This window comes from Salipiger sp. ABF4_146 (assembly GCF_056161345.1).
This window is the reverse complement of the sequence record NZ_JBSWYX010000015.1, coordinates 66130-89221: the sequence shown is the minus strand read 5'-3', so window position 1 is coordinate 89221 and position 23092 is coordinate 66130. Positions and strand designations below refer to the sequence as shown.

The 23092-nt window shown below is 63.9% G+C and carries 35 protein-coding genes and 1 tRNA gene; 18 read left to right on the top strand and 18 right to left on the bottom strand.

The window, feature by feature from the left end:
- Nucleotides 1–39: 39 nt before the first annotated feature.
- From ACXAJT_RS19985 to ACXAJT_RS19975, 3 genes are read right to left on the bottom strand one after another with little or no spacing between them, the layout of a single operon-like run.
- Complete coding sequence (locus tag ACXAJT_RS19985) at nt 40–579, bottom strand: anti-CBASS protein Acb1 family protein (RefSeq protein ID WP_475238018.1); 540 nt, start codon at nt 577–579, stop codon at nt 40–42.
- Nucleotides 579–2051, bottom strand: coding sequence for a PBSX family phage terminase large subunit (locus tag ACXAJT_RS19980; protein ID WP_475238013.1), 1473 nt, complete (start codon nt 2049–2051; stop codon nt 579–581). The genes ACXAJT_RS19985 and ACXAJT_RS19980 overlap by 1 nt, the downstream gene beginning before the upstream one ends.
- Entirely contained in the window at nt 2020–2532 is a 513-nt protein-coding gene (locus ACXAJT_RS19975; RefSeq protein ID WP_475238010.1) for a terminase small subunit, read from the bottom strand. Before ACXAJT_RS19975 ends, ACXAJT_RS19980 begins: the two co-directional genes overlap by 32 nt.
- 91 nt (nt 2533–2623) lie before the next feature.
- Between ACXAJT_RS19975 and ACXAJT_RS19970 the strand changes: the two genes are divergently transcribed.
- On the top strand, nt 2624–2854 hold the full coding sequence (locus ACXAJT_RS19970; RefSeq protein ID WP_475238007.1) for a hypothetical protein: 231 nt from the start codon (nt 2624–2626) through the stop codon (nt 2852–2854).
- 130 nt (nt 2855–2984) lie between these two features.
- Here the strand turns inward: ACXAJT_RS19970 and ACXAJT_RS19965 are convergent, their stop codons facing one another.
- From ACXAJT_RS19965 to ACXAJT_RS19915, 11 genes are all read right to left on the bottom strand, one after another.
- On the bottom strand, nt 2985–3644 hold the full coding sequence (locus tag ACXAJT_RS19965) for a hypothetical protein (RefSeq protein ID WP_475238005.1): 660 nt from the start codon (nt 3642–3644) through the stop codon (nt 2985–2987).
- Nucleotides 3645–3653: 9 nt separating this feature from the next.
- Nucleotides 3654–4397, bottom strand: a complete 744-nt coding sequence (locus tag ACXAJT_RS19960) for a hypothetical protein (protein WP_475238003.1) — start codon at nt 4395–4397, stop codon at nt 3654–3656.
- Between the two features lie 54 nt (nt 4398–4451).
- Nucleotides 4452–5246: a hypothetical protein gene (locus ACXAJT_RS19955; protein WP_475238001.1), complete on the bottom strand. Its 795-nt coding sequence runs from the start codon at nt 5244–5246 to the stop codon at nt 4452–4454.
- 84 nt (nt 5247–5330) lie between these two features.
- Nucleotides 5331–5519: a hypothetical protein gene (locus tag ACXAJT_RS19950; protein WP_475237998.1), complete on the bottom strand. Its 189-nt coding sequence runs from the start codon at nt 5517–5519 to the stop codon at nt 5331–5333.
- Entirely contained in the window at nt 5516–6076 is a 561-nt protein-coding gene (locus tag ACXAJT_RS19945) for a hypothetical protein (protein ID WP_475237994.1), read from the bottom strand. The genes ACXAJT_RS19950 and ACXAJT_RS19945 overlap by 4 nt, the downstream gene beginning before the upstream one ends.
- Before the next feature lie 10 nt (nt 6077–6086).
- Entirely contained in the window at nt 6087–6992 is a 906-nt protein-coding gene (locus ACXAJT_RS19940) for a DUF1376 domain-containing protein (protein ID WP_475237992.1), read from the bottom strand.
- Entirely contained in the window at nt 6989–7180 is a 192-nt protein-coding gene (locus tag ACXAJT_RS19935; protein ID WP_475237990.1) for a hypothetical protein, read from the bottom strand. Before ACXAJT_RS19935 ends, ACXAJT_RS19940 begins: the two co-directional genes overlap by 4 nt.
- The gene (locus tag ACXAJT_RS19930; protein ID WP_475237988.1) at nt 7177–7440 is read right to left on the bottom strand and encodes a hypothetical protein; all 264 of its coding nucleotides are present in this window, start codon (nt 7438–7440) and stop codon (nt 7177–7179) included. Before ACXAJT_RS19930 ends, ACXAJT_RS19935 begins: the two co-directional genes overlap by 4 nt.
- 2 nt (nt 7441–7442) lie before the next feature.
- Nucleotides 7443–7940: a single-stranded DNA-binding protein gene (gene ssb / locus ACXAJT_RS19925; RefSeq protein WP_475237984.1), complete on the bottom strand. Its 498-nt coding sequence runs from the start codon at nt 7938–7940 to the stop codon at nt 7443–7445.
- A gap of 230 nt (nt 7941–8170) precedes the next feature.
- Nucleotides 8171–8620 (bottom strand): hypothetical protein, encoded by a 450-nt coding sequence (locus tag ACXAJT_RS19920; protein ID WP_475237979.1) that lies wholly within the window; start codon nt 8618–8620, stop codon nt 8171–8173.
- Nucleotides 8621–8793: 173 nt separating this feature from the next.
- A complete protein-coding gene (locus ACXAJT_RS19915) occupies nt 8794–9030 on the bottom strand; it encodes a carph-isopro domain-containing protein (RefSeq protein ID WP_475237976.1) in 237 nt (78 codons plus the stop codon).
- Nucleotides 9031–9075: 45 nt separating this feature from the next.
- On the opposite strand from ACXAJT_RS19915, the gene ACXAJT_RS19910 reads away from it, so the two are divergent.
- The 15 genes from ACXAJT_RS19910 to ACXAJT_RS19840 all read left to right on the top strand — a co-directional run bounded on the left by ACXAJT_RS19910 (nt 9076) and on the right by ACXAJT_RS19840 (nt 16871).
- A complete protein-coding gene (locus ACXAJT_RS19910) occupies nt 9076–9435 on the top strand; it encodes a helix-turn-helix domain-containing protein (RefSeq protein ID WP_475237972.1) in 360 nt (119 codons plus the stop codon).
- 265 nt (nt 9436–9700) lie between these two features.
- On the top strand, nt 9701–9886 hold the full coding sequence (locus ACXAJT_RS19905) for a hypothetical protein (protein ID WP_475237970.1): 186 nt from the start codon (nt 9701–9703) through the stop codon (nt 9884–9886).
- A 322-nt stretch (nt 9887–10208) separates the two neighbouring features.
- The gene (locus ACXAJT_RS19900; RefSeq protein WP_475237968.1) at nt 10209–10547 is read left to right on the top strand and encodes a hypothetical protein; all 339 of its coding nucleotides are present in this window, start codon (nt 10209–10211) and stop codon (nt 10545–10547) included.
- A gap of 109 nt (nt 10548–10656) precedes the next feature.
- On the top strand, nt 10657–10830 hold the full coding sequence (locus ACXAJT_RS19895) for a hypothetical protein (protein WP_475237966.1): 174 nt from the start codon (nt 10657–10659) through the stop codon (nt 10828–10830).
- Between the two features lie 47 nt (nt 10831–10877).
- A complete protein-coding gene (locus ACXAJT_RS19890; RefSeq protein ID WP_475237964.1) occupies nt 10878–11687 on the top strand; it encodes an ERF family protein in 810 nt (269 codons plus the stop codon).
- A gap of 10 nt (nt 11688–11697) precedes the next feature.
- The gene (locus ACXAJT_RS19885; RefSeq protein ID WP_475237962.1) at nt 11698–12411 is read left to right on the top strand and encodes a hypothetical protein; all 714 of its coding nucleotides are present in this window, start codon (nt 11698–11700) and stop codon (nt 12409–12411) included.
- Nucleotides 12411–12824, top strand: a complete 414-nt coding sequence (locus ACXAJT_RS19880; RefSeq protein ID WP_475237959.1) for a hypothetical protein — start codon at nt 12411–12413, stop codon at nt 12822–12824. Before ACXAJT_RS19885 ends, ACXAJT_RS19880 begins: the two co-directional genes overlap by 1 nt.
- Entirely contained in the window at nt 12821–13207 is a 387-nt protein-coding gene (locus ACXAJT_RS19875) for an HNH endonuclease (RefSeq protein WP_475237956.1), read from the top strand. Before ACXAJT_RS19880 ends, ACXAJT_RS19875 begins: the two co-directional genes overlap by 4 nt.
- Nucleotides 13204–13518 carry a hypothetical protein gene (locus ACXAJT_RS19870; RefSeq protein WP_475237953.1) on the top strand — a complete coding sequence of 105 codons (315 nt, stop codon included), beginning with the start codon at nt 13204–13206 and terminating at the stop codon, nt 13516–13518. Before ACXAJT_RS19875 ends, ACXAJT_RS19870 begins: the two co-directional genes overlap by 4 nt.
- Nucleotides 13515–13859, top strand: coding sequence for a hypothetical protein (locus tag ACXAJT_RS19865; protein ID WP_475237951.1), 345 nt, complete (start codon nt 13515–13517; stop codon nt 13857–13859). The genes ACXAJT_RS19870 and ACXAJT_RS19865 overlap by 4 nt, the downstream gene beginning before the upstream one ends.
- A 24-nt stretch (nt 13860–13883) precedes the next feature.
- Nucleotides 13884–14147: a DUF2312 domain-containing protein gene (locus tag ACXAJT_RS19860; protein ID WP_475237949.1), complete on the top strand. Its 264-nt coding sequence runs from the start codon at nt 13884–13886 to the stop codon at nt 14145–14147.
- Nucleotides 14147–14332, top strand: a complete 186-nt coding sequence (locus ACXAJT_RS19855; protein WP_475237947.1) for a hypothetical protein — start codon at nt 14147–14149, stop codon at nt 14330–14332. The genes ACXAJT_RS19860 and ACXAJT_RS19855 overlap by 1 nt, the downstream gene beginning before the upstream one ends.
- A 379-nt stretch (nt 14333–14711) precedes the next feature.
- Entirely contained in the window at nt 14712–14906 is a 195-nt protein-coding gene (locus ACXAJT_RS19850; protein ID WP_475237946.1) for a hypothetical protein, read from the top strand.
- Nucleotides 14903–15997, top strand: a complete 1095-nt coding sequence (locus ACXAJT_RS19845) for a tyrosine-type recombinase/integrase (RefSeq protein WP_475237944.1) — start codon at nt 14903–14905, stop codon at nt 15995–15997. The genes ACXAJT_RS19850 and ACXAJT_RS19845 overlap by 4 nt, the downstream gene beginning before the upstream one ends.
- Nucleotides 15998–16412: 415 nt before the next feature.
- Entirely contained in the window at nt 16413–16871 is a 459-nt protein-coding gene (locus ACXAJT_RS19840) for a hypothetical protein (RefSeq protein WP_475237942.1), read from the top strand.
- A gap of 504 nt (nt 16872–17375) precedes the next feature.
- Here ACXAJT_RS19840 and ACXAJT_RS19835 read toward each other — a convergent pair.
- Both ACXAJT_RS19835 and ACXAJT_RS19830 read right to left on the bottom strand, forming a co-directional pair.
- Nucleotides 17376–17451 (bottom strand) — tRNA-Thr (locus ACXAJT_RS19835).
- Between the two features lie 50 nt (nt 17452–17501).
- A complete protein-coding gene (locus ACXAJT_RS19830) occupies nt 17502–19157 on the bottom strand; it encodes an ABC transporter permease (RefSeq protein WP_475237940.1) in 1656 nt (551 codons plus the stop codon).
- Nucleotides 19158–19264: 107 nt separating this feature from the next.
- Between ACXAJT_RS19830 and ACXAJT_RS19825 the strand changes: the two genes are divergently transcribed.
- Entirely contained in the window at nt 19265–20146 is an 882-nt protein-coding gene (locus tag ACXAJT_RS19825; protein WP_475237937.1) for a hypothetical protein, read from the top strand.
- Nucleotides 20147–20329: 183 nt separating this feature from the next.
- Here ACXAJT_RS19825 and ACXAJT_RS19820 read toward each other — a convergent pair whose 3' ends face one another.
- A complete protein-coding gene (locus ACXAJT_RS19820; protein ID WP_066109573.1) occupies nt 20330–20587 on the bottom strand; it encodes a DUF2312 domain-containing protein in 258 nt (85 codons plus the stop codon).
- A 133-nt stretch (nt 20588–20720) separates the two neighbouring features.
- On the opposite strand from ACXAJT_RS19820, the gene ACXAJT_RS19815 reads away from it, so the two are divergent.
- Nucleotides 20721–20936, top strand: coding sequence for a hypothetical protein (locus ACXAJT_RS19815; protein ID WP_475237935.1), 216 nt, complete (start codon nt 20721–20723; stop codon nt 20934–20936).
- Here ACXAJT_RS19815 and ACXAJT_RS19810 read toward each other — a convergent pair.
- Nucleotides 20923–22962, bottom strand: coding sequence for an enoyl-CoA hydratase-related protein (locus ACXAJT_RS19810; protein WP_475237933.1), 2040 nt, complete (start codon nt 22960–22962; stop codon nt 20923–20925). The genes ACXAJT_RS19815 and ACXAJT_RS19810 overlap by 14 nt on opposite strands.
- Between the last annotated feature and the right edge of the window lie 130 nt (nt 22963–23092).

Below are 23092 nucleotides of genomic sequence, written 5' to 3'. Positions count from 1 at the left end.
CTTGCCCTGCGCATCGTCACCAACCTGCGCCTCGTTGAACTAGAACATGGTCGGCTGCCCGTAGGCCTCCGACATCTCGTCCGTGTCCCAGCTTGCGACCCGCAGCTGGCCTTCCCACGCGGGGATGATCTCGACGAGGCCTTCCAGCCCGCCGGGCACGCGATCAACCGGCTCGCGGAAGCGCTTGCTGTCGGCCAGCCGGAGGATCACCCCAGAATAGGCGCCGACCATGCCGCGGCGATCGGCTTCGGCCAGCCGCTGCCAGAGCCGCAAGTCCTCGAAGCGCTGCCGGATATCGGCCTCGAGCTTCGTCTCGTCGTGCTGCTTTTCCTCCTCTCGGAGCCACGGCGCCTCTTCCCAGATCTTCCGGGCAGTCTTCTTAACCGCGGCCTTGGCGAGCCCATTCCGGCAATACATCGCGTGGAACTGGCTGAACTGGAGGCTGACCGGCCAGCCGAAGTCGGCGTAGTGGTTGTGCTTGGCCTCCTCGAAATAGCCCGGGAAGAGCGCCGACATCCGGCGCGTCGCCGCGTTGACGACGGCTGCCATGGCCCGCGCTGCGTTGTTCGTGGCGGCCATCAGCGCCTCCCCTGCAATTTCTTCCGCGCCGCTGCGCTGAGGAACATCTGCGCGGCCGCTGCGGCTTGGATCGGCGCGAAGGCCATAACGAAGGCGTCCGCCTTGTTCGGCGAGGCGACATCGCGCTTCGCCAAGTCTTTCTTGCTCTCCACCTTCGAGCGGCCGGCGTTGTCCACGTCCTTTCGGGGCGTGGCCAACTCGTCGATCAGCTGATCGACGTGCTCGCACTCGCTGCTAATCGCGATCAGGTCCGCCGCGTCATAGGCGTGGCCCTTCTCGATCGCGTTGAAGGTGTTGCGGAAGCGGCGGGCAATTTCCCACCACGCCTGCGCCTTCACGTTGGCGTAGAAGTCCTTGTTGGTCGGCCCGTTCGGATCGTGCGGGTCCACCCGGTCGTCGGGGTTGAGCACGCCGCCGCCAGCATTGAATCCGCGGTAGGTGACGTTCGTCTTGTGCTCCTCGTTGAGCGCCGCGAAGTGCGCGCCAGCGAAGGCCCCGACGCCGATGCTGTCGAAGTCAATCTCGGCGCCGGCCTCCCGGGCGATGCGATGAACCCGGCCGGCAGACTTGAGCAGCTCATCCTCCCGCGCCTTCCACTCATCGCATTGGATGGCGAGGAAGCCGTGGGCCTCCACTGTGGCGCAGAGGTCGTTGCCGCTGTCGGCGATGTCGAAGCCGACCCGCTTGCGGCCGGTGGGCTCGATGCCCAGCTTCTTGTGGGCGTCGATCGAGGCCATGAGCCACGAGCGCTTGATGATCACCGCGTCGTCGTCCTCGCGCGGCTCGCCGAGGTAGATGTGGCGGAAGTCGTCTTCATCCTCGGCCCGCTTCCGCTCGATCACCTTGACGATCGTGCCGGAGAGGAAGGGGTTTTCGTCGAAGTTGATCAGGCGCTTGATGGTCGCGCCGACCACGCCCTTGATCTTGCCGCTGATGACCGCACTCGGTGTGCCGGTGATGAACTTCCGATAGACGAAGTCGGTGGCCAGCCGCGGGTTGAAGATGATCCAGAACTGCGAGCCCTCGCCGCGCAGGGTGGGCTCGAGGATTTCCCACTGCTCGGCGGTGAGGTTGTGCGCCTCCTCGATCCAGCAGATGTCGATGCTCTCCAGCGACTTGATTTCGTCGATGTGCCGCCAGAGGCCGTAGAACATGAACTCCGCGCCGGTGACCTTGTGCCGGATGGAGTTCTCGGTGATCACGAACTCGTCGCGCAGCCCGAAGCGGTCGATCTGGATCTTCAGCAGCGTGTAGACCGACTCCGCGATCTTGTTCTGGAACTGCCGCGCGCAGAGCACCCGGATGCGGCATTGCGTGGCGAGGAAAACCGCGAACCCCGCCGCGTCCCATGACTTCGAGCTGGACCGGCCGCCGTAGAGGACGCGCTCGCGAGCCGGTGTAAGCCAGAATTCCCGGAGGACCGGGTTCAGTGTGGGTGCATCATCCCCCTTTACCGCCGTAGAAGTCTGCAAGGGTCCGCACCTCCACCGGACCACCGCTCGGGCCGGAGTGCTCGTTCTTTTCCGCGAGCCCGAGCTCGCGCGAGATGATGTTCGGGTTCAGCAGGTCAGCCGCGGCGCCGCTGAACTTCTGCTCGTAGATCACCGCCTCGACGCGGCTGATCGCCTCGGCCAAGGCCGGCCGGTATAGCGCGTGACCTTCGGTCTTCCAGCCCCGCCAAGTCTCGGACGAGATGTCGAGGAACAGGCACAGGCCGCTGATCGTCATGGCCCGCATCTTGGCGATCGGCTCGTGTTTTGCGCCGCCCTGGAAGGTCACCAGCTTGTCCTCGTAGAGCGGATTGTCCGTCACCCATTCGAAGTACTCGATCGCGGCGGCCCAGAGCGCGTCGCCGTTCGCAAAGGTCGGCTTCCTCCCCGCACTGCTGCGGGCTTCCCAGAAACGGTGACCTGGGAGGAAGCGGCCGGTCTCCGGATCACGGTGGTTGGACATTGGAATACCTCGTGAGAGCTTTGCGCGAAAGGTTGACCGACCCGAGGCGCCCCCCTACCTAAACGAAGCCGTAGAACTCATAGGAGGCGAGATGCCCGACAATTTCCGCGTAAAGGCTTACCTTCCCCAAAACCGCAATGAGAACTTAGCTGAACGTGTTTTTGCGGACGGCGGTTTTGCGCGCCCCGTGCGTGCTCCGGTTCCACCGCAGACCGAGCGAGATGTCTGCGCTGATGACATCGCTGACTACCTTGTCGAAACCAATGTGATTACCGCCGAGCAGCGCGCAGATTTGATCTTCGAGTTCGAAGACATCGATTGAAAATGAAATCGCCCGGAAGGGTTTTTCCTTCCGGGCGCATCTGTGTTTCTGGCATCTTGTCTACCCAGCTTTTTTTTCGCGGTCAAGCGATAGCAGAGTTGGACGAAGCTCGATGACGGTCGATATTCGCTCACTCATTGGAAAATCTCGCACCAACCTCAAACAGATGACTCTTTAGACCCGCGAAGAAGCGGGCCTCCCCACCTTCATCAAAAAGCTCCGCGAGAGATTTTTTCCAGTACAACCGCTTAGTGTTGCAACCGGGCACGGACAGCCACTTCTCAGACGACTCCGCTGTACCGTAGTCCTCGTCGGCAGACCAAACATCATTAGCACTGAGCCCGTCTTCTGGCTTTCCCGTAACGAAATAGGCGTACAGATGCAGCTCACTATCCGTTTGCTCTACGGGCGGCATGTTTGCAGGGTCTGGCCCATGGAACGACGCCGATTGCCGCACCGTCTCACCGTCAAATCCGCTATCCGACCGGACCTCCATCACCAGAAACCAGTCACCAGCCTTGAGCTCTGAAGCGTTGTCCCCGCCGATGGGGGTGAACCAATTCAAGGTATGGTAGTAAGGGAGTCCGTCCCAAGTCCACTTTTCCGCCGGCCTCTTTTTGCCAGAGGGCGGACGGCCGTAGCTGGCTGGCTCCCAATAGGACTGAGTCAGATCGGGAAAGTAAGCTTCAACGCTCGACAATAGGTGAATCACCCGTTGCTGATAGGCAGCGACGATGCGCCATGCTTGTCGCGCATCCTTCAGTACGTCTTGGTAGCGTGCTTCGCTCATTGCTGACCTTTATTTTCTCAGAAGTGCCGGGAGGGTCTGGTGCGAAAACTTCCTCAAAACCAAGTCCTCCAGTTGCCGCGGAACAACGCGATGAAAATAGCCGAAAGTCTCTAGCCCTCTTTGAATGTCACCGACGATCCTAACATCTCGATTATTGAGTGGCTTCATGCTGGAACATGACCGCGCCAGGTCTTCCCAATCCATTAAAGCAACGATCAGTTCACAGCCTTCAGGCAAGATGATCGAGGCACGCCGTTTGAAAGTTTCGGCGCGCAGCTCCCTCGCTGAGCGCTGGCCAGTGCCACCAAGCGCAAGCAGAACGAGAATATCCGGCGCGCTGTCCTCATTTGCGTAGACTGTCTCTCTCCAAGCTTCGATCTCGGAGAGCCACTGAGCTTCGTATTGAGCCGCGTCGCCCCTTTTTGCCTCCAATATGACGTGCGCGCGCTTGGATGGGTCACCCAAGTCCAAGGTCATGAAAACATCTGGCTCAACACCTCTGCGGCGCCCCTCAAGTTCCCACATGGGCCAGAAGTCGATCTCTCTGAGCTCGGCCACCTTGTATGCAGGAAGGCTCCCGTCAGCCGCATCGGCGAGAAGGTTCCAGGCCAGGTCGCCGCTCAGATAGGACAGTCGCTCGATGATAGTGGCCGTGACCAAATCTTCGCTCCCGCGAAAGACATCTCGCCAGCGTATAGAACCTTCTTCACCTTCAAGGCGACCGGCCTTGCTGCTGAGAATTGCGTTAAGCATCTTATTGTAAACTCACTCCAAACACGCGCCACGGTACCGACCCATCTTAAAAGGTCAACCGCGCCAGGGAGCCCGTTGAGGTAGCTCGTCAATGACTTCAAACCGGAGCATCGGGGCCCGCTGCAGCGCGCCGCGAACGGTCAGCAGGCTACCGCGCCACTCGAGGTACATCCGCCGCGCCGCCGCGATCTGCGCGCCCGTCGGGGTAACCGTTACCGGGGTGAACAGCACCTTCTCCTCGACGATGGCGCCTTTCCGGTTGCGGCGCTTGTGGTGCGGCCAGCCCCCGGCCCCGAGCCGTGCGGCATCAGCTGTGCGCCCTCTGGCCCCGCCCCGACCGTAGACCCACTCGACCGGCAGGACGCGCGGCGCGGCGTCCTGCATCCAGTCCGGCTCCCGCCCAGCTCGCGCCAAGTCAGCGACGAGGCGGGCGGCCGACCATGGCAGCACCGAGCGCACAATGCTCGCAATGACGGTTGCGTCCTCTGCCGGCTCTGACCGACCCGGCGAGGTATCGATCGCGACCTTGCCCAGCATGTGCCGCTCGAAGATCAGCTGCTCCATGCTGATCCCTTTCCGCTGGCTTCCCGAGGACGCCCCGAGCTCATCGAAGTCGAAGCTAGCTTTCTCCGTCCGGAACGCCCACTCGAGCGCGGCTTTGACCGGCATGGCCTCCGGTAGCCGACGCGGCGCCGGTGTTTTGCTAGCCGGCTCTCGACCGTTCACCGGTAGCGGCTTGCGTCGCTTCAGCTTCGCCGGCACGCACGGCTTGACCAGCGTCACCTGCCCATCAGCGAGAGCTTTTTCAATCGCGGCACGCTCTTCCGGCGTGATCCTGTCCTGCCCCATCGTTCTTCCTTCGTCACTCGTATCGCGTGGAGATGGCAATCAAATTGGTCGTCAGCCCAAAGGGTCCGCTGGCGGCTATCGCACTCATTCCGCGGCCCTCATGCCGAAGAACACGGCGGCAATATCGCCGTATTTGCCGACCAGGTGAGCTTGGGCGCCGTCCTCGCCCGCTTCAGAGCGAAGGGCGAAGTGCCAGGGCGGGTCAGCCATGATCAGCCCGTACTTGAACAGCGGCACCGTTTCGATGCTCTCGAAGGCCATGCTCTCGGTCACTCTGCGGCCTCCTGCGCCCCGCCGTTGAGGCGCTCGAGCTCTTGCTTTTGAGCCTGCGCCGCACGGGCCGCGGCGATGAGCGGGTTCTTGGCGCGAGACTCCTCCAGCGCCGCGATGTCGGGTCCGTTCGGATCTGCGATCTCGGTCCAGTGCGGCACTCGGTCCGGGGCGCCTGCTTCGAGCTCCGCCTCGTTGCGGGCGGTCGGATGGCGGCGAACTTGCTCCATGTGGCGCGGCGTGAAGCCTGCAGCCTCCATAGCGGCGCGAGTCTGGTCTCCCGTGGCGCGATCCCGCTCCGGCTCCGCAGGGCGCTGCTGATCGGCCCTGTGGCGCAGCTCAGCGGCGTAGCGGTCTACAGCCGCCCGGGCGCGCTTGACGATGTCTGCCGGCGCCGGGCGGCGGCTCTCCTCTCGCTCCCATGCATCGAAGGCCTTAGAGACGGCCCAGCGAGGAAGGTCGAGCAGCGCGCGGGCGAAACTATCGAGGATGGCAGCCCGATCGTCTGCGCTCATGTCCGGCTCGTAGAAGAGCTTGAGGCAGCGGCGGGCGCGTTCCATCGCGAAGGCCCTATCGCCCGGCGAATGGATCGCTTGGGTCAGGTCCGAAGTCGAGATCGCCGTTACCGACGCGGCGGATGTATTCGCGAGTTGCGGCATCCTCGCGCTGTCGTTGCGAGGAAGGTGCGCCACCGGTGTGCTGCTGTGCGTCTCGGTTGTCATAATTTCCCTCCATGAGTTTCGTGAATTTCGATGCGGTGGTCAGGGCGTCGAAGCCAAAGCCAGCCCAGCCCCTGTCGCCGCGGCTGCAGATGAAATCAGAGGCCTCGGCCTTCTCGAGCGCTATGCGCCATCCCTCGATGCCACCGGCGTCCCTCAGTCGGGCATTGAGGGCCTTGCGGCGCTGTGGCGTGAGCTTTTGCATCCGAGGCCAGCCCTGCCGCTCGGCGGCGGCGTTGTACTCGGCGCAGGCCTCGGAGAGCTCGTTTGCGTGGGAAGGCTCAGGAGCGAGAGCGGGAGGAGACACGACAGTGTCTTCTTCTAACTCTGGCTTCTGGTATCTGGTCTCTGGCATAGCATTGCGTTCGCATTGCCCCTGCATTGCGGTCGCATCACCCGGCTCTTGATTTGTTTGGATTTTTTCGGGTTCTTTTGACCATCTTGCATGCGCGGCGTCAGTCGCGTTTTGTGACCGATTTGCGCGCACTTTCAGCTCGTTTTCCGCTCGGCCGTTTGTAAGCGCTCCATCGACCTCGAGGATCTTCCCCTCTTCGATCAGCACCGCCAGCGCCTTATTGAAGCCTGCCTTGGTGCAGCCACAGACCCGCGCGAGGCGCTGATCCCGGCGCTCAACAGGACCGCCGTTATCGTAGATCACTGCGAGCAGCGTGACGTAAATGCCCCGCTCTGCGGGCGTGAGCCCCGCCACGCCGCCAAGAAAGTCGGAGGCGTAGAACTTGAACCATGGGTCGCTCATAGCTTTCTCCCGGCCTGCGCAAGCGCGAGACCTTTTGCGAGACGCTGCCGGATCGACTGCGTCCCTGTTGATTTCGTGGCCTTGCAAGGGCACTCCTCGAGCGCGACGCGGAGGCCGTGCACCTCTTCGTTGGGCACGCGGATGACCGTGAAGTCGCCCTCTCGGCTGATGCTGGCCCCGGCGGTCATGCTGCCTCCAAAAGATCAAGCTGGACCGGTGCCCGGGCCGGGGCGGGCTGGGACGCCAGCCAGATCGCGCCTTCGACCCATTGGGCTACAGCCTCGTCCCATGTCGGCCCGCTGCCCTCGATGCCGTAGGCGCGCACCACCCGGCACTCGGCCGAGCCGTAGCGCGAGAAGGGGCCCGCCCGGCGCATGAGGCGGAAAAGCGTGGCGCCGGGCCTTGGGCCGCTGAGAAGCGTTGCGTAGGTACGAAGGCAGCCGGTCACGACTACACCCGCCATTCTGGAAGAAACGGAATCTCGTCGTCGATGTCGCGAGAACCGCCGCGGCCGCCGCTGCCGTAGCCGGAGCCGCCGTCGTATCCGCTACGCCCGCCATCGTTGTAGCTGCCGCCACCGCTACCGCCGCCGCTCTGGCGGCCGTCCAGAAGGAGCAGCTGGCCGCCGTAGGGCCGCAGGACGATTTCGGTGGTGTAGCGATCCTGCCCGGCCTGATCCTGCCATTTGCGGGTTTCGAGCTTGCCCTCGATGAGCGCTTTTGAGCCCTTGCGCAGATACTGCTCTGCGATGCGCGCCAGCGGCTCGGAAAAGATTGCGACCGAATGCCATTCGGTGCGCTCTCGGCGCTCGCCGGTGTTCCGGTCCTTCCAGCTCTCGGAGGTGGCGAGGCGGATGTTGCAGACCTTGTTGCCGTTCTGAAAGGTCCGGACCTCGGGGTCAGCGCCGAGGTGGCCGATGAGTGTCACGCGGTTCATTGAGCCGGCCATTTGTGTCTCCTAGATGAGAGTTCTTTTGAAAGACGCCGGGAGCACAGAGCCCCCGGCCAGTTTTCCAACAGGGAGTCGCCGGGGCTTCCTGAGCCGCCTCGCGGCCCCGACAGCGCGAGCTCTCACGGGGATAGGGATCCGCGCGGCCCGGAATTGATGCGCGACGAGGCCCATGGGGGATTGCCGCCCCGTCGCGCGCACCGGCCGGGAGGAGTTGGCCGGTATCTGGTTCATTTTCGCGCTGCGCTGATAGAGACCGGGCCGGCGGCGCGGTTCTCGCAAAGACGCGCCATCTCAGCGTGCTTATCGGCCGCCTCTTGGTGCTCTACAGCGGCTCGGCTCCAAGCCTCTTCGCACGATGAACGCGCCGCGCGCAGGCTCGCGTCGATAGCCTCTCCGTTCTCCTTCGAGACTTCTCCGATGAGGGTGTAAGGGCAGGTCTCACCTGCCTGCTCACGCGTCTGCGCTCGATAGGTGTCGAAACAGGAGTTCCGGGTAGCGTCCATAAGCGCCCACGCCCAAAGCATGGGAACCTCAGCATTGCCGTGTTCGATCCGGCTCAACGAGCCGGCGCTGATGGAGTGGCCGACAGCAGAGGCAATGGTCGCCGAGGCAGCCTCTTTTCCGCCCGCCTCTTTGACGAGGTTCTTGAACATCTGTGCCGCGACTTTGGGCTGCATCAGAAAAGCCTTTTCCTTGGGATTTCGAGAGAGCCGGCCCATGCTGAGGGCATGGATCAGTGTGTGTTTTCAGAATGCTGAGCGCGAGTTTCCTGATGTTTTCTGCGCGCAGTCTTGAAACACCCCTCGGGGTGACCAATGTCTTTGCGACAGGCAGGAAACACGCGAATTCATTACGACGCTTCCCGCACGTGCTCCGCAGAAGACGGGTCGTGCGCCGCCAAGAGAGCCTTCGCAGTGACCCCGGTTTTGTTGCGGGTTGCCACGCGGAGAACCCCCGCAAGATGCTTGGACGGGATCGCCCCGTTCTGCGCCCAGCGATAAACCGCGATCGGCTTTACGCCGCACTCGGCTGCGATTTCGTCGCGGGCACCGATTTGTGTCAGGAGATTTTTGATGCGCTGTTTCATGCTGCCCATAATGACTAAACTAGTCATTACGTCAAGGCAAAACACATGACTGACATAGAAATTGCCGGTGACGCATTTAGCAATCAATCTACGAGTATGTCGCTCAAACCCGATTCATTGCTCCCGCAGGACGTATGGCATGCCATGCGCAAGGAGGCCGTTGGCCACAGGCTCTCCCTTCTTCGGAGAGCACTCGGGAAGTCGCCATCAGAAATGGCCGACAGCCTAGGTATCGAGCGGACGTATTGGTCCCGCTATGAAAAGGGGCGCCAAGGGCTATCGGATAGCGTCGCCGCCCTTCTTACCATTCGCTACGGCGTTACGCTCGACTTCATACTCCTCGGGAAGTGGGACAAACTTCCTGTCGACCTCGCCGAACAAATGCGAGCACTCCCGCCTGAATAACTCATCAAGGCTCTCGCCGGTGCAGGCGGCCCTCATGGCCAGCACATACAGCTTACTCGCACCCAAGAATCATTTCCTCCATATGAGAACAAACCGTGAACACCTAGCCACGGAACCCAACGTCACCGCAAGCCTCAGTCATTGAGATTGACTTAGTTAGTCATTTTACTTCTTGCGTAGTGACTATTCTAGTCATAGTGTCGACCTCACCAATCCGCCGAAGAAGCTCAGCCGATCGCGGGTTATTTACAGGGAGACATCACAGATGGATCACATTCAGCACCACCTTCGCCTTCTGAGCGACGCCATTCGTGCGGGAAACCGCCCCGTGGCATCTGACCTTGCTGGCGACATGGCCGATATTTTTGCGGCCTTTGATGATGAAGACGGAACCCCGCCTCCGGCCCTTCCGGCTATGCCCAACCGGGCAATCGAGGACTGCCGGAAATGACCTCATTCACTGCTCAATCTCATTTTTACCGTTTTTGCGCGAGTTTCCACTCGCTCGCTCCCGCATATATCAACATGTCAGCATCTATTACAGATGCCGCATGTCGATTTCACGGTTGCTCTACCTCGGGTTGCATCATGAAACGACTAATCGTTTGCCCTGTAAGGGTAATTTCCGTCAGAAAATTCATTGGCCTCCGAAACCGGGTTGGTCCTGTTCTTTTCATCCAGATGCCAAACCACCGCGCCGCTCGGTTCTGTGCAGCATCCATGGACCTTGAGCTGCGTCGAGCGCGACGCCTGCCGAAGAAGGGGAGGGGCCAATGACCTTCCACCGGCAGAGCCTCACCACTCCAAGGCGCGGAAAGCTTCATGAGAGCGCCGATGCGATCGCACAGCGCGAGGAGCTTGCCCGCCTTGTCTGGGCGCAGACGCACGCCGAGCGAGCGCGCCGCCCTGCACCGGTTACACGCGCCCGCCAGCGCAGCACTGGAACGGCAGCCCTTGCCGATGCCGCTCTGGCGCATCTTCGGGCCGGCGGCTGCTCGGGCGATTTCTGCCCGACCTGCAACGGCACCGGCGAGCGCCGGGAGCTCCGCGGCCTGATCAATTCCACCCGCGAGACCTGCTGGCAGTGCAACGGGCAGGGGATGGGCAAATGAGCCGCCTCCGCGCCGCCTTCACCGTACTCGCCGCCGGCGCCCTTGGCGCCTTCGCTCTGATCCTCGCCGACGCGATCTTCCGCGCGGCCCAGACCCCAGGAGCATTCTGATGAGCCCTCGCGAGAGCGCCCTGCAAACGAAGCTCAACGAGCACCTGAACGCCGCGCTGGCCGACTTCGCCAGCGCCTACCCAGAAACCACCACCGCCATCGCGGAGCGCGCCCTGCAGGATGCGGCCTCCGACGCCCGGGCGGTTCTTTCCCAGAAGGAGCAAGCAGCATGAATGCGGTAGTCGAACACCAAGGCCAGACTGCCGGACAGGTTGTCCATATGAAGGAAGACCCGATGGTCTCGATGATCGAGCGGTTGGTCCTCAACCCCGACGCGGACCTCGAAAAGCTCGAGCGCATGCTTGCGATGAAGGAGCGGATGGAAGCGAACGCGGCGCGGGTCGCCTTCTCCGGTGCACTTGCTGAAGCCCGAGCGAAGATCCCGCCGATCCTCAAGGACGCCACCGTCGACTACAAGAACAAGGGTGGCGGCCGAACGCACTACGCCCACGAGACCCTGTCAGGCATCGCGCGGGTGATCGATCCGATCCTCGCTGAGCATGGCATTTCCTACCGCTTCCGCACATCTCAAGAGCGCGGGACGGTCAGCGTCACCTGCATCGTCCAGCATAGCGCCGGGCACTCGGAGGAAACCAGCCTCAGCGGCAACCCTGACACCTCTGGGCAGAAGAACGGATTTCAGGCGGTCGGCTCGGCTGTGACGTACCTGCAGCGCTACACGCTCAAGGCGGCCCTCGGCATCTCGGCCGAGAAGGACGACGACGCGCAGAGCGCCAAGCGCAGCGAAGAGAGCTTCATCGAGGATGAACCGCGCCAGCAGCAGCAGGGTCAACGCGAAAAGCAGCGCCGCCCCTCGGAGGCCGAGCGCGCCTGCGAAGACATGATCGCCAGCATCCGCCAGCACGGCGCCGACAGCGTCGAGAGCGATGAGCGCTTCCGCCACGACCTCTCCCGCCTCCGGGTTCGCAGCGAGGAGCTCGCCGCTCGCGTCGACTTCGCGCTCAAGCAATCCCGCGAAGAGGCCAGGCACCAAGGCCCCGACTACGACCCCAGCGAAATCGGATACTGAGGAGCCCCCAATGCCGAAGGACCAAGCCGACAACATCGCCCAGATCGGACACAACCGGCCTCCTGAGGAGGTCGACCCGATCGACGCCGCCCTCGCCCCCTATGGCGACGCAATTTCTGAGGCCGAGAACTGGCTGGACGGCTCGAAGGTCGAGACCGAGGACCAGATGAAGGCGGTCGATGCGCTTCTCTCTGACATCCGCCAGTGCTCCACCGATCTGACCAACGCAGAGAAGGCGGCCGCGGGGCCCCTTCACAAAGCGTGGAAGGACGAGAAGGCCCGGTGGAAGCCGAGCCTCGACGACATCGAGCGCCTCAAGAAAGGCCTCGCCGCGCTCGGCAACGGCTTCAAGCAAAAGCTGGCGCGCGAGAAGGCCGAGGCACAGCGCAAGGCGCGCGAGGAAGCCGATCGCAAGCGCCGGGAGGCCGAGGAAGCCACCCGCGCCGCGCAGGAGGGAGACATCGAAAGCCAGCGTGCGGCAGCCGCAGCGCAGGATGAGGCGAAGGCCGCGCAGCGCGCCTCTTCGGCCGCCAGCCGCGACAAGGTGAAGGGCCTCCGCACTGTTGCCAAGCACGAGATCGACGACCACCGCGCCGCGCTGCACTGGATCGCGAAGAACGACCGCGACGCCATGACCGCCTTCATCGAGGACTATGTCCGCCGGAACCACCGCGACAAAGCGATCGACGGCGTGCGCAGCTGGACTGAGCGGGAGACGTACTGATGCAGAACCCGCCGCCGCTCCTGATCCAAAAGACGCCGAAAGGCCTGAAGCCCTACAATGCCCACACCGCGCACGTCCTCGGCGACGCGGTGAACGGGCAGGTCTTCGCCGCCAAGGCGCGCAAGGGGCGCACCGAACAGCGCAATGCAGCGTATTGGGCCGGGCTCCACGTGGCGGTGAAGGCCACGGACGCATGGCCCACCGCCGACCACCTTCACACCGACCTGAAGAAGCTCTGTGGCTACGTCGAGACCTATTTCAACCCGCTCACAAACGAGCAGGAGGTCCGCGTGCAGAGCACCGCTTTCAACCGCATGACGGAGAGCGAGTTCGCTGCCTATTTCCAGCACGCGCAGGCGCGCTTCTCCGCTCTGATGGGCTTCGACCCTTGGGACCGGGAGAGGGCCGCATGAGCCGCTCCGTAGCAGCATGGGTCGGCCGCACCGACGACACCCCGCCCCCGGCTCGCGTCAAGGCGCGCATCGTCGCCCGGCAAGAGGGGCGCTGCGGATGCGGCTGCGGCGTCAAGCTCGGCATGGCCGGCGAGCCGATCGAGTTCGATCACGAGCAGGCCCTGATCCTCGGCGGCGCAAACGACGAGGGCAACCTGCGCGCGCTGCGCAAGCCCTGCCACCGGGCGAAGACACGGCAGGACGTGGCCCAGAAGGCCACCGAGGCCCGCAAGCACAACAAGCACCTCGGACTCGCCCCGAAGTCCCGCAACACCATTCCGGGCTCGAAGGGCTCGAGCTGGAAGCGCCGCGTCGACGGCACCGTAGTGAGGAGAGACCAGTGACCCTTATCGAGCAGATCAAAGACCCGCGCCGCCCAGCGGGCCGCCCGGTTCTCGGGCTGCACTATTGCAGCCTATGCGGAAAGCGCTCGCGCACCTCGGCCGCGGTCGACCAGCACCAGAAGGGCGCGCACAGCGGCCAAGGCGAAGCTCTGCGCGAGCCTGCCCGCAAGGACATGGTGAAGGCCATCGTCGCCGCAGAGCAAATGGCAGAAGCCCTCGAGGCGATTGAGCGAGGCGACGACAGCAAAGACCGCATGCAGGCCGACATCGCGAGCGCTGCCCTCGCCGCCTACCGGGAGGCCACGGCATGAGCATCCAACCCACCGAAGGCCAGCGCCTCAGGGCATACCGCGGCGCTGCCGCCCTGCCCCCGCTCCGCCCCGCCGATGAGCCCACGCTGGCGCAGGTCGCGGCCGAGCTCCGCGAGTGCGACCGCGTGGAGCGCATCATCGAAGCGCAGGAGCGCCGCCAGCGGGTCAACCGGATGAGCCTGCACACGCCGCGCACCTCCGGCCCGTGGGGCCACCCCACCCAGCGCAAGCTCCCCGCGCCCCGCGCCCGGTGGGTTCTCACCGCCATCGCAGCCGGCGCCGCGATCGCTTGGTGGCCGACCACCCGCAGCCTCGAGTTGCTTCTCGACGCAATCCTCTAACCACTCGATACGAAGGACGAAACCATGACCACCGACACTCAAGACTCCGGCGCCTACGGCGTTGTCTCGGGCGAGCTGAAGCAATTCATCGAGCGCTTTGAGCGGCTCGAGAATGAGAAGAAGGAGATCGCTGATCAGCAGAAGGAGGTGATGGCCGAGGCCAAGGGCCGGGGCTACGACACCACCGTTATGCGCAAGGTCATCGCGCTGCGCAAACGCGACAGCGACGACATCGCCGAGGAAGAGGCGGTGCTCGAGATGTATAAAGCCGCTCTTGGGATGGCCTGATGAGCCTGCGCGAACCCATTAACGCCCCCGCAGCGCCGCGCGTGCCGCTGAAGGGAGACGTCGAGCTCGCCGGCCACTGGCTCTTTGCAGAGCCGGCGCTCACTACCCCGCAGATGCTCTTCATCGCGGCTGTCGTGGGCGTGGGCGCGTGGATCGCCGGGTTCAAGTGGATGGGGTGGCTGTGATGGACGCCGTTGATCTAGGCGATCTTTTGGTCATCCACCAAAAGCCCCGGAATGGAGAATTAAGGTCCAAACCGGGGCGACTGGTAAAACATAATCAATGGCTTCAAATTATTGCCCTCCCTCTCGGCAGAGGGGAAATTCCGGCGTTCGTGACCGAGAGGTCTGCGGACGCATCAGCCCACTCACGGACCTCGGCCAAGCTGCGGCAACTTTCGGCCTCAGTCGAGACGCATTCAGCCCGCAGTTGCCGAGGTTTCTGTGGATATCAACCGGTGGGTACAGGCAGCACAATCCGTTGTAGAAGTGACAGCAATGCGGCCGATGCTTTTTCGCCCAATTTCCTCTGCGCGCTGACGCTATTCGACGGAGAGTTGTAACCATGGCCCGAGCCCGACCTTCCGCCGCCGCCGTCAAGAACGTCATCGAGGCGCTGATTGCCTGCGGCATGGCGCCTGGGGCGGTACGCGTCGGCTCGGACGGCAGCTTCACCGTAGAGGCAAAAGACAAAGCCGTGGCAGAATCCAGCGAGCCGAGCCAAGCTGAACCCAAGCGCTGGGGCCACACAAAGGGATGAAAAACGTGCAAGTGCGGTTCAAGGGATACGTGCCGGAGCGGCTGCCGAGCGGCGCGATCCGGCATCGGGTGCGCGTCGAGGGGCAGCCGAAGCGGCGGATCGTGATCCCGGTTGGCCCAGACGATCCCACCTTCACCGAGCATTACTGGGCGGCGCGCGCCGGGCAGACGATCGAGGTAGTGGAGAAGACATCCGCGGCGCCCGTCGCGTCCCTAGATGCTCTGGTCGATGACTACCTCGCCGCGCTTGAACTGAAGGTAGAAGCAGGCAACGCCTCACCTCACACGCTACGCCAGCGGAAGAGCCTGATGCTCCGCGCCCGCGAGGTCATCACTCCCGAAGGTGACCGCATGGGCTCGCTGCACTGTGACCTGCCGCGCGAGGCCATGGTGCACATTCGCGACCATTGGGGAGCGCGCACTGCGCAGGCCGACAACTGCATCAAGGCGCTGCGCTCGGCCTACGAGTGGGCGATGGAGCTCGGCCGCGTCCAGACGAACCCGGCAGCGGGCATCAGGCGCGTGCACCGAAGCAAAGGCGGCGCGGTGCCTTGGTCGACCGAAGACGTGAAGACGTTTCTCGGCCATCACCCCGAGGGCTCGATGCCGCGGCTCTGGCTCATCCTCGCGCTGTTCACCGGAGCGCGCCGAGGTGACCTCTACCTGCTCGGCCGGGCGCACGAGGTTCAGCGCGACGGAATCACCTGGCTCGATTGGCAGCCGGGAAAGAAAGGCAGCGCGCCGGCCAGCCTACCCATGGCGCCGCAGCTGCTTGCCGCCACGCGCGGCATGACGGTGCAGGGCAGGACGTATTTGCTCAGCAAGCACGGGCGCCCCTTCCGCAGCCCCGAGGTGCTAGGCAACAGCGTGCAGGGATGGACATCGGAGGCCGGCCTCACGGCACGATCGTCGCATGGCCTGCGGAAGGCGCTTGGGGGATTGCTGGGGGAACTGGGCTGTTCCGAACTGCAGATCATGTCGATCCTCAGCCACACCGAACCGACCACATCATCGATCTACACGAAGAGCGCAGAGCGGCGCCGGTTGGCGCGTGAAGCGATGCAGATGGTGGGCGGCCTCAGGATCTGGTGAAGTCCAGTGGCGCGACGAAGCATTGGAGATCGCGAGGACTTTCAGATCCAGCAGCCCTCTGCAGCAAATATGTAGGGTGATCTATCGCGCCGAAGAGGAGATTGATGCCACTTCGAGACCGAGCGGCTTCCGCACCAGCGCTCACAGAAAGTCCAGAGCATAGTAACCCGGATGATCCCTCAGAACCCTCCGATTGTGGCGCCGCAGATCAATGAGCGTTGCGCAAACGCGGAGCCAGCACCCGTGAAACAATGATCCCAGAAAAAGGCTGCGACGTTGGCAGACTCGAAGAATGGCAAGCCTACAATTTTGCCTCACCTTGTTAAGGAATGCGCTTTCGACCTTTTGAAGAGGTTGCCAAGAAATTTTCACCTGGTATTCGGCACTTCGTTTAACCAGAAAATGAGGGATAGCAATGAGCAGACAAACATGGTGGACAGATGCTCTGCCGAAGGGCGAATTATTCGATAGCTGGGCAACACGCTTAGGAGCTTTGTCAATCATTCAGGTTGCCAGTAGCATCTCCGGCGTGAAGAATGGTGAAACAGACGTATTTCGAATACTGACAGTGATCGCTACGTTGTTGTTATGCGTCGCGACATTGCACCCGCTGTACAAACACATGAAGTACGTTGCAGACATTAAACGAAGTGACGCCACATATTACGCCGGAGCTGGCATATCCTTTCTTTTTATGTGCGTCACATTCGGTATGTCGTTCGCGTGGGCACGGCAGATGGTTAATGCGATTTTTACACCTCTCGGTGGCGCTACTTTGACAGCTGTGGCAATAGTTGTGTCCTCTGGCTTGATAGTATCGCGAAAAATGAGGAAAAATAGAAAAGAAAGTGAGGCAGCGGCTGATTTGAAATAAAATCGATCGTTGCTGTGATTAAGATTTTTCGTCACAATAAAAGGACGAGGTCCGTGGCATTAGGCCTTTAGCGTAGAGCGGCCTAGATTCGGCTTCTTCCGGGCTGTCATCGAACTTCGTTTCGCTTCCTCCTCTGTGCGACCTGAGCAGGGCCAGCCCACAAGAATCTCCCTTGTTGAGCTAAGCCATGGGAAGGGAGGCTCATGCTGCGCTCGCAGCGGCCCTATAGCAGGACCGGTGTCAATTTGGACGACACCGGTCTCTCTTTTCAACGATGCCGAACTCAAGTCTTGTGCTCAGGTAGATCTGCATCCTCGCATGCCACGTCGCCGAGTAGAGAATCTCATTGATATCCCGTTCATACTAGTCACGACAGGCCGGACGCACTGATCGAAGCATTGCCAAGTCTCGCAAGGGCACACGCCAGCTTAGCTGTCCCACGCCTAAATCCCGTGGGACAAAATGGCGAAAAAACGCTGCAATATCAAAGCCTGGATATTGAAATGGTGCCCCCACACGGACTCGAACCGCGGACCTACTGATTACAAATCAGTTGCTCTACCAGCTGAGCTATAGGGGCACCGTGCGCGCAGGGATATGCCAGCTTGGCCTCCGGGTGCAAGAGGGTTTTCACCGATTGGCCTTGGCAAGCAGTCCTACCGCCGCAAGCCCGACGCCAATCACCAGAACCGCAGCGGGCGCGGCGCCGCCAAGGTTTTCCAGCGATGCCTGCTCGTGGACCCTCGTGGCCAGCGTTTCGTAGTTGAACGGGCGCAGCAGCAGCGTTGCTGGCAGTTCCTTCACGCAATCGACGAACACCAGCAGCAGCGCCGAGGCGACCGAGCCGCGCATCAGCGGATAGTAGACCTCGCGCAGCGTCTGGCCCTGTGTGCGGCCAAGGGAACGGGCAGCGCGGGCGAGGTTGGGCGAGACCCGCCCCATCGCGGCGTCCGCCGCCCCCTGCGCAATGGCGAAGAACCTCACGAAATATGAGAGAACCAGCGCAAAGGCCGACCCGGTGAGCACAAGGCCGATATCCACGCCGGTCAGCGTTTCAACGGTGTCGGCGAGCGCGTGATCGACCGCCGCCAGTGGGATCAGAATGCCGACGCCCAGCACCGCACCGGGGGCGGCGTAGCCAATGGTCGAGACCGGCAACAGCAATCGGGGCAACTGCCGCCCCGACAGGCGCACACCGTAGACGAGAAAGACCCCGCCCAGCACCGTCAGCACCGCGGCGATCCCCCCCACCGTCAACGTGTTGGCCCCGGCACGCCAGAGATCCGGGTCGCTCCAGGCATCGGCATTGTCGAGCGCGTGGCCGAGGATCACCGACGCCGGCAGCACAAAACCCATGGCGAACGGCATGCCGCAAGCCAGCAGCGCCAGCCAGCCCCAGCCGCCCTGAAGGCGCGTGCGCGCCACCGGACGGTGGCGCGAGGACAGGTTGAAGAACCGCATTTTGCGCCGCGAGCCCTTCTCCAGCAGCACCAGCAGGATCACCAGCGCCAGCACGGTCCCGGCGATCTGCGCCGCGCCGCCGGCGTTGTTGCTCTGCAGCCAGACGCTGAAGATACCGGTGGTCAGGGTCTGCACCGAAAAGTAGTCGACCGTGCCGAAATCGTTGACCGCCTCCATCATCACGATCGCCACGCCAGCGGCGATCGCCGGCCGGGCCAGCGGCAGGCCAACGCGCCAGAACCGGGCGAAGGCGCCCTGCCCCAGAGACCGCGCCACCTCATCGGCGCTGCCGGGTTGTTCGCGAAAGGCATTCCGCGCCAGCAGGTAGACGTAAGGGTAAAGCGCCGCCGCCAGCACGAGGATCGCCGCGCCCATCGAACGGATCTCGGGGAACCAATAGTCGCGCGAGGTTTGCCAGCCGAACATCTGGCGAAGCCCGGTCTGCACCGGCCCGGCGTATTCGAGGAAATCCACCAGCGCGTAGGCCCCCACATAGGCCGGGATCGCCAAAGGCAGCAGCAGCAGCCACTCCAGCCAGCGGCGCCCTGGAAACTCGTAGCGTGCGATCAGCCATGCCGCGCCGGAGCCCGCCGCGCCGGCTAGCAGACCAACACCGGCCATCAACTGCAGCGTATTGCCGAAGTAGCGCGGCAGCGTCGTCGACACGAGGTGCGGCCAGATGTTCTCGCTGGGGAACAGGGCGATCCACAGCACCGCGAGGATCGGCGCCACCACCACGGCCGCGATCAGCGCCGCGCCAAGGGACCAAGGGCTGGGCCAGCGCAGGCGCAGGCGGCGCGGGGCGCTGTTGTCGGCAAGGCTCATGGCGGCTCCTTCATGGCTGCCTCGGGAGGCGCGCGGTTTCGCTTGAATGCAAAGAGCTTATAATGCGGGCAACAGGCAATCGAAAGAGCAGGCGGAACGGCAGGGCCATGCAGGTCATTCTACATATCGGCGCCCACTGCACGGACGACGACCGGCTTCTCAAGGGGCTGCTGCGCAACGCCGACGACTTTCACCGCGACGGCGTGGCGATCCCCGGTCCGTCCCGCTATCGGATGCTGCTTTCGGAAGTGGTCAGCCAGCTCGGCGCCACCCCCCCCGCTCCGGAGGCGCGCGATGTTCTGCTCGACGCGATCCTCAGCGAGGACCCCGAGCAGGTCAAACGGCTGATCCTGAGCCATGAGACGCTGCTCGCGGTGCCGAAACTGGCACTGGAAGGCGGCGTGCTCTACCGCAAGGCCGAACGCCGGTTGCAGGCGGTGGCGAAGATCTTTGCGCATGACGAGTTGCAGATCCTGCTCGGGGTCCGCGATTTCGCCACTTGGCTTCCCGCGATGCTGCGCGCAACGCCACATCAGACTGTGGACAGCTTTCTGTCCGGCGCCGATCCAATGCAACTGCGCTGGTCCCACCTTGTCGCACGCCTGCGCGAAGCACTGCCCGGCGTGCCGCTGCTGCTGTGGTGCAACGAAGATACGCCGCTGCTGTGGGGGCAAATCCTGCGCGAAGCCGCCGGGATCGAGATGCAGCGCAAGATCATAGGCAGCTTCGATCTGTTCTCCGAACTGGTCAGCCCCGAGGCGATGCAGCGCTTCCGCGCATTCCTGCGCGATAACCCGCAGGTGACCGAAACGCAGAAGCGTCGGGTGATGACCGCCTTCTTGGAGAAATACGCGCTGCCCGGCGCCTTGGAAGAAGAGCTCGACATGCCCGGCTGGGATGCAGCCTATGTGGACATGCTGACCGAACTTTACGACGAGGACGTGTGGCAGATGTCGCAGATGGAGGGCGTACGGGGGCTGGCACCCTGAAGAGGCCACCCATAAGTTGAGCACCTCATACGTTGGACGTCGATGTGTCGAGTTTGTGGGCGATGCTCCGATGGCCACAGACCACCAGTAGCAGAGATGGGAGGTCTTTTCGGTCCGCACGCTGCCGACGCTCGCGGACCTTACACCATGCGGGAGGCCGGGGCCGGGGCCCCGGCGCCGGGCTCAGGCCATGCCGAGCGCGGCCTTGTACATTTCGAGCACCGCTTCTTCTTCGGCGATGTCATCCTGATCGCGCTTGCGCAGCGCGATGACCTTGCGCATGACCTTGGTGTCGTAGCCGCGCCCCTTGGCCTCGGCCATCACCTCTTTTTGCTGGTCGGCGATTTCCTTCTTTTCCATCTCGAGCCGCTCGAAACGCTCGATGAACTGCTTCAGTTCACCCGCCGCGACGCCATAGGCGCCGGAATCATTGTCCTGCATCACATCATCTCCTGCCGGTATCGGGCGATTGACTACCCCCCCTACCCGCGCCCATCAAGGGGTTGCGGCGCGGGGGGCGATGCAGTACCCGGCGCCGCATCTCATCGCGCATCACATTCAGGGGAGTTGCGGCATGGAATGGCTGATCTGGACCGGCGCTGCGGTCTCTCTTGCAGGGCTGCTCGGGCTTTTCTGGTGCATCTACCGCGTCTGGAGCGCGAAACGCTCTGGGCTCGATGACGAGGCGCTGCGTGGCGTGATGCGCAAGATCGTGCCGATCAACATGGGCACGCTGCTGCTGTCGGTATTTGGTCTCGTGATGGTGCTGGTCGGCGTCATGCTCGGCTGAGCGCGGGCTCGGCCTTTTGCGTCGCGGCGCGCACTGCCGCATCCCAGTCGCCTACGGCGACCTCCAGCAGCTGCCAAGCGGGCTGCGGTGTCCAAACCTCGCGATCAGGGTGATCCACCGCAGCAAGTGCCGCGCGCAACGTCGCGCCGCCGATCTGGCGCGTGGCGTGCATAGGACCGCCGCGCCAGCGCGGCAGTTCCAGCACCTGCAGCGCCACGAGGTCGATATCCGAAGCGCTCCGCGCCATGCCCGACGTCAGCATCCGCGCGCCTTCGTTGGCCAGCGCCGCCAGCAGCAGACCGCGCAGCCGCGCCGCAGTCAGCGGCACCGCGGGCGTGCGGTGCGCATCGAGCAGTGCCTCTGCCGCGGCGCTGCGCGACGGTTTGCCCGCAGCATCCCAATCGTAGAACCCCGCATGAGCGCCGCGCCCCGTGCGTCCTTCCTCGGCCATGACGCTGGCCCAGTTCACTGCGCCCGCGACGCGCTGCTGCGTGCCAAGCCGATCCAGTCCCATCTGGTCGCGGCGCACGAAGGGGCCGCGCCGCCAACCCCAAGCCCGGCAAGCGGCATCGATCTGCGCCGGGCTCTGCCCAAGATCGACCAGCGCATCCGCCGCGCGGCACAGCACATCGAACAGGCGCCCGCCAAGGCTTTCGCCGCCCGACCGCACTGGCAGCACGAAGGGTCCGAGGCGCTGCGCCAGCGCCTCCACTTCGGCAATCTGTGCGCTTTGCGCGGCGGGGCCGGTGATCACTTCCACCAGCCGTGGTGCCACCGGGCTGGGCGCGAAGCGCAGCCCTACCTCGTCGACAGGCGCCGGGTAGGCGATGACGCGGCACGCTTGTTTGGGGATCGGCACCTCGCGACATCCCGGCCCGGCCAAAAGCACCAACTGCGCGGCTTGGGCCATCTCTTCGGGTGCGCCAATCCGGAGCCGCGCCAACGGGCCGGCCTCAGCCTCATCCGGCGCCTCTGGCTTGAACCGGTCGCGCAGCGCCAACACCCCGGCGCGCAGCGCCTCGGGCGTATCGCACCCCCAGTCAACCTCTTCGCCCGCCGCCAGCAGTCCCTGCACCAGCGGCATGGCAAGCGGCCCGCTGCCCAACACGGCAACGGGGCCGGGGCGCGCGGAGGATGCCGGAACCTCGCCAAGCGCCGCGCGTTCGGCAGCCGCCACAGCGCGCAGCGCGCGCCCGGCTTCAGAGCCGCGGCAATCCTCATAGGCGTCGGCCTCGAACGTCAGGCCCGCCTCGAAGGGCAGCAGCTGCGCCGCTTCGACCGCCGCGACGATCTCGCGCCGCGCCGGGTTGGGATCTTTGGCGGTTTCCGCCCGGTGCTGCGCCACCGCCCGCAAGTAGGCGGCCGCATCGGCAAAGCCCTCCTGACGGCGCGCCGTGGGACGCGGGCCAAGGCCTTCGGCCTGCAATTCGGCACAGAAGGCCCGCACCTCTTCGTCAAGCGGACCTTCGGCCAGCCTGTCGAGCAGCGCAGCCTGCGGCCCGCCATCCAGCGTGACCGTTCGTCCGGACAGCAGAAGCTCCAGCGTCAGCGCCGCCCCAAGAAGCCGTGGCAGCCGCTGCGTTGCCCCGGCGCAGGGCGGCAAGCCCAGCATCTGGTTCGGAAAGCCGACGCGGGTGCCGGGCGCGGCAATCCGGTAATGCGCGGCAAGCGCGAGTTCTGCGCCCGCCCCGATCGCAGCACCGGCAAGCGCGGCGACCACTGGCGTTCGACACCGCTCGACGCGGCGGCACAGCGCAGCCATATCGGGCTCGCCCCGCACCTGCGGGTCCAGTGCCTCGATCTCGGCGTGCGGCGCACCTTGCGAGAAGCATCCGCCTTGCCCTTGCAGCACGATGCACGCGACAGAGGGATCGTCATCGGCGCGCTCGACGGCGGAGAGCAATTCGGCCCGCAGCGCTGCGCTCAGCCGATTGCCATCGGCTCCGGCAAAGCCGAGCCAGACGATCCCGTCCTCGATCCGCTCTTCGATCCCGTCCTGCGTCGCCGCGCCGTCCGTCCGCGCCATCTGCCTGCCCTTCCTGACGGGGCGCAGCCGCCCCTTCCCGTCGCTCCTGCCATGTCGGCGTCACAGCGAGCTAGTGGGTTCCAGCTGACACAGCAAGCAGAGAAATCCGGCGCACGCCCTGCGGTGGCGC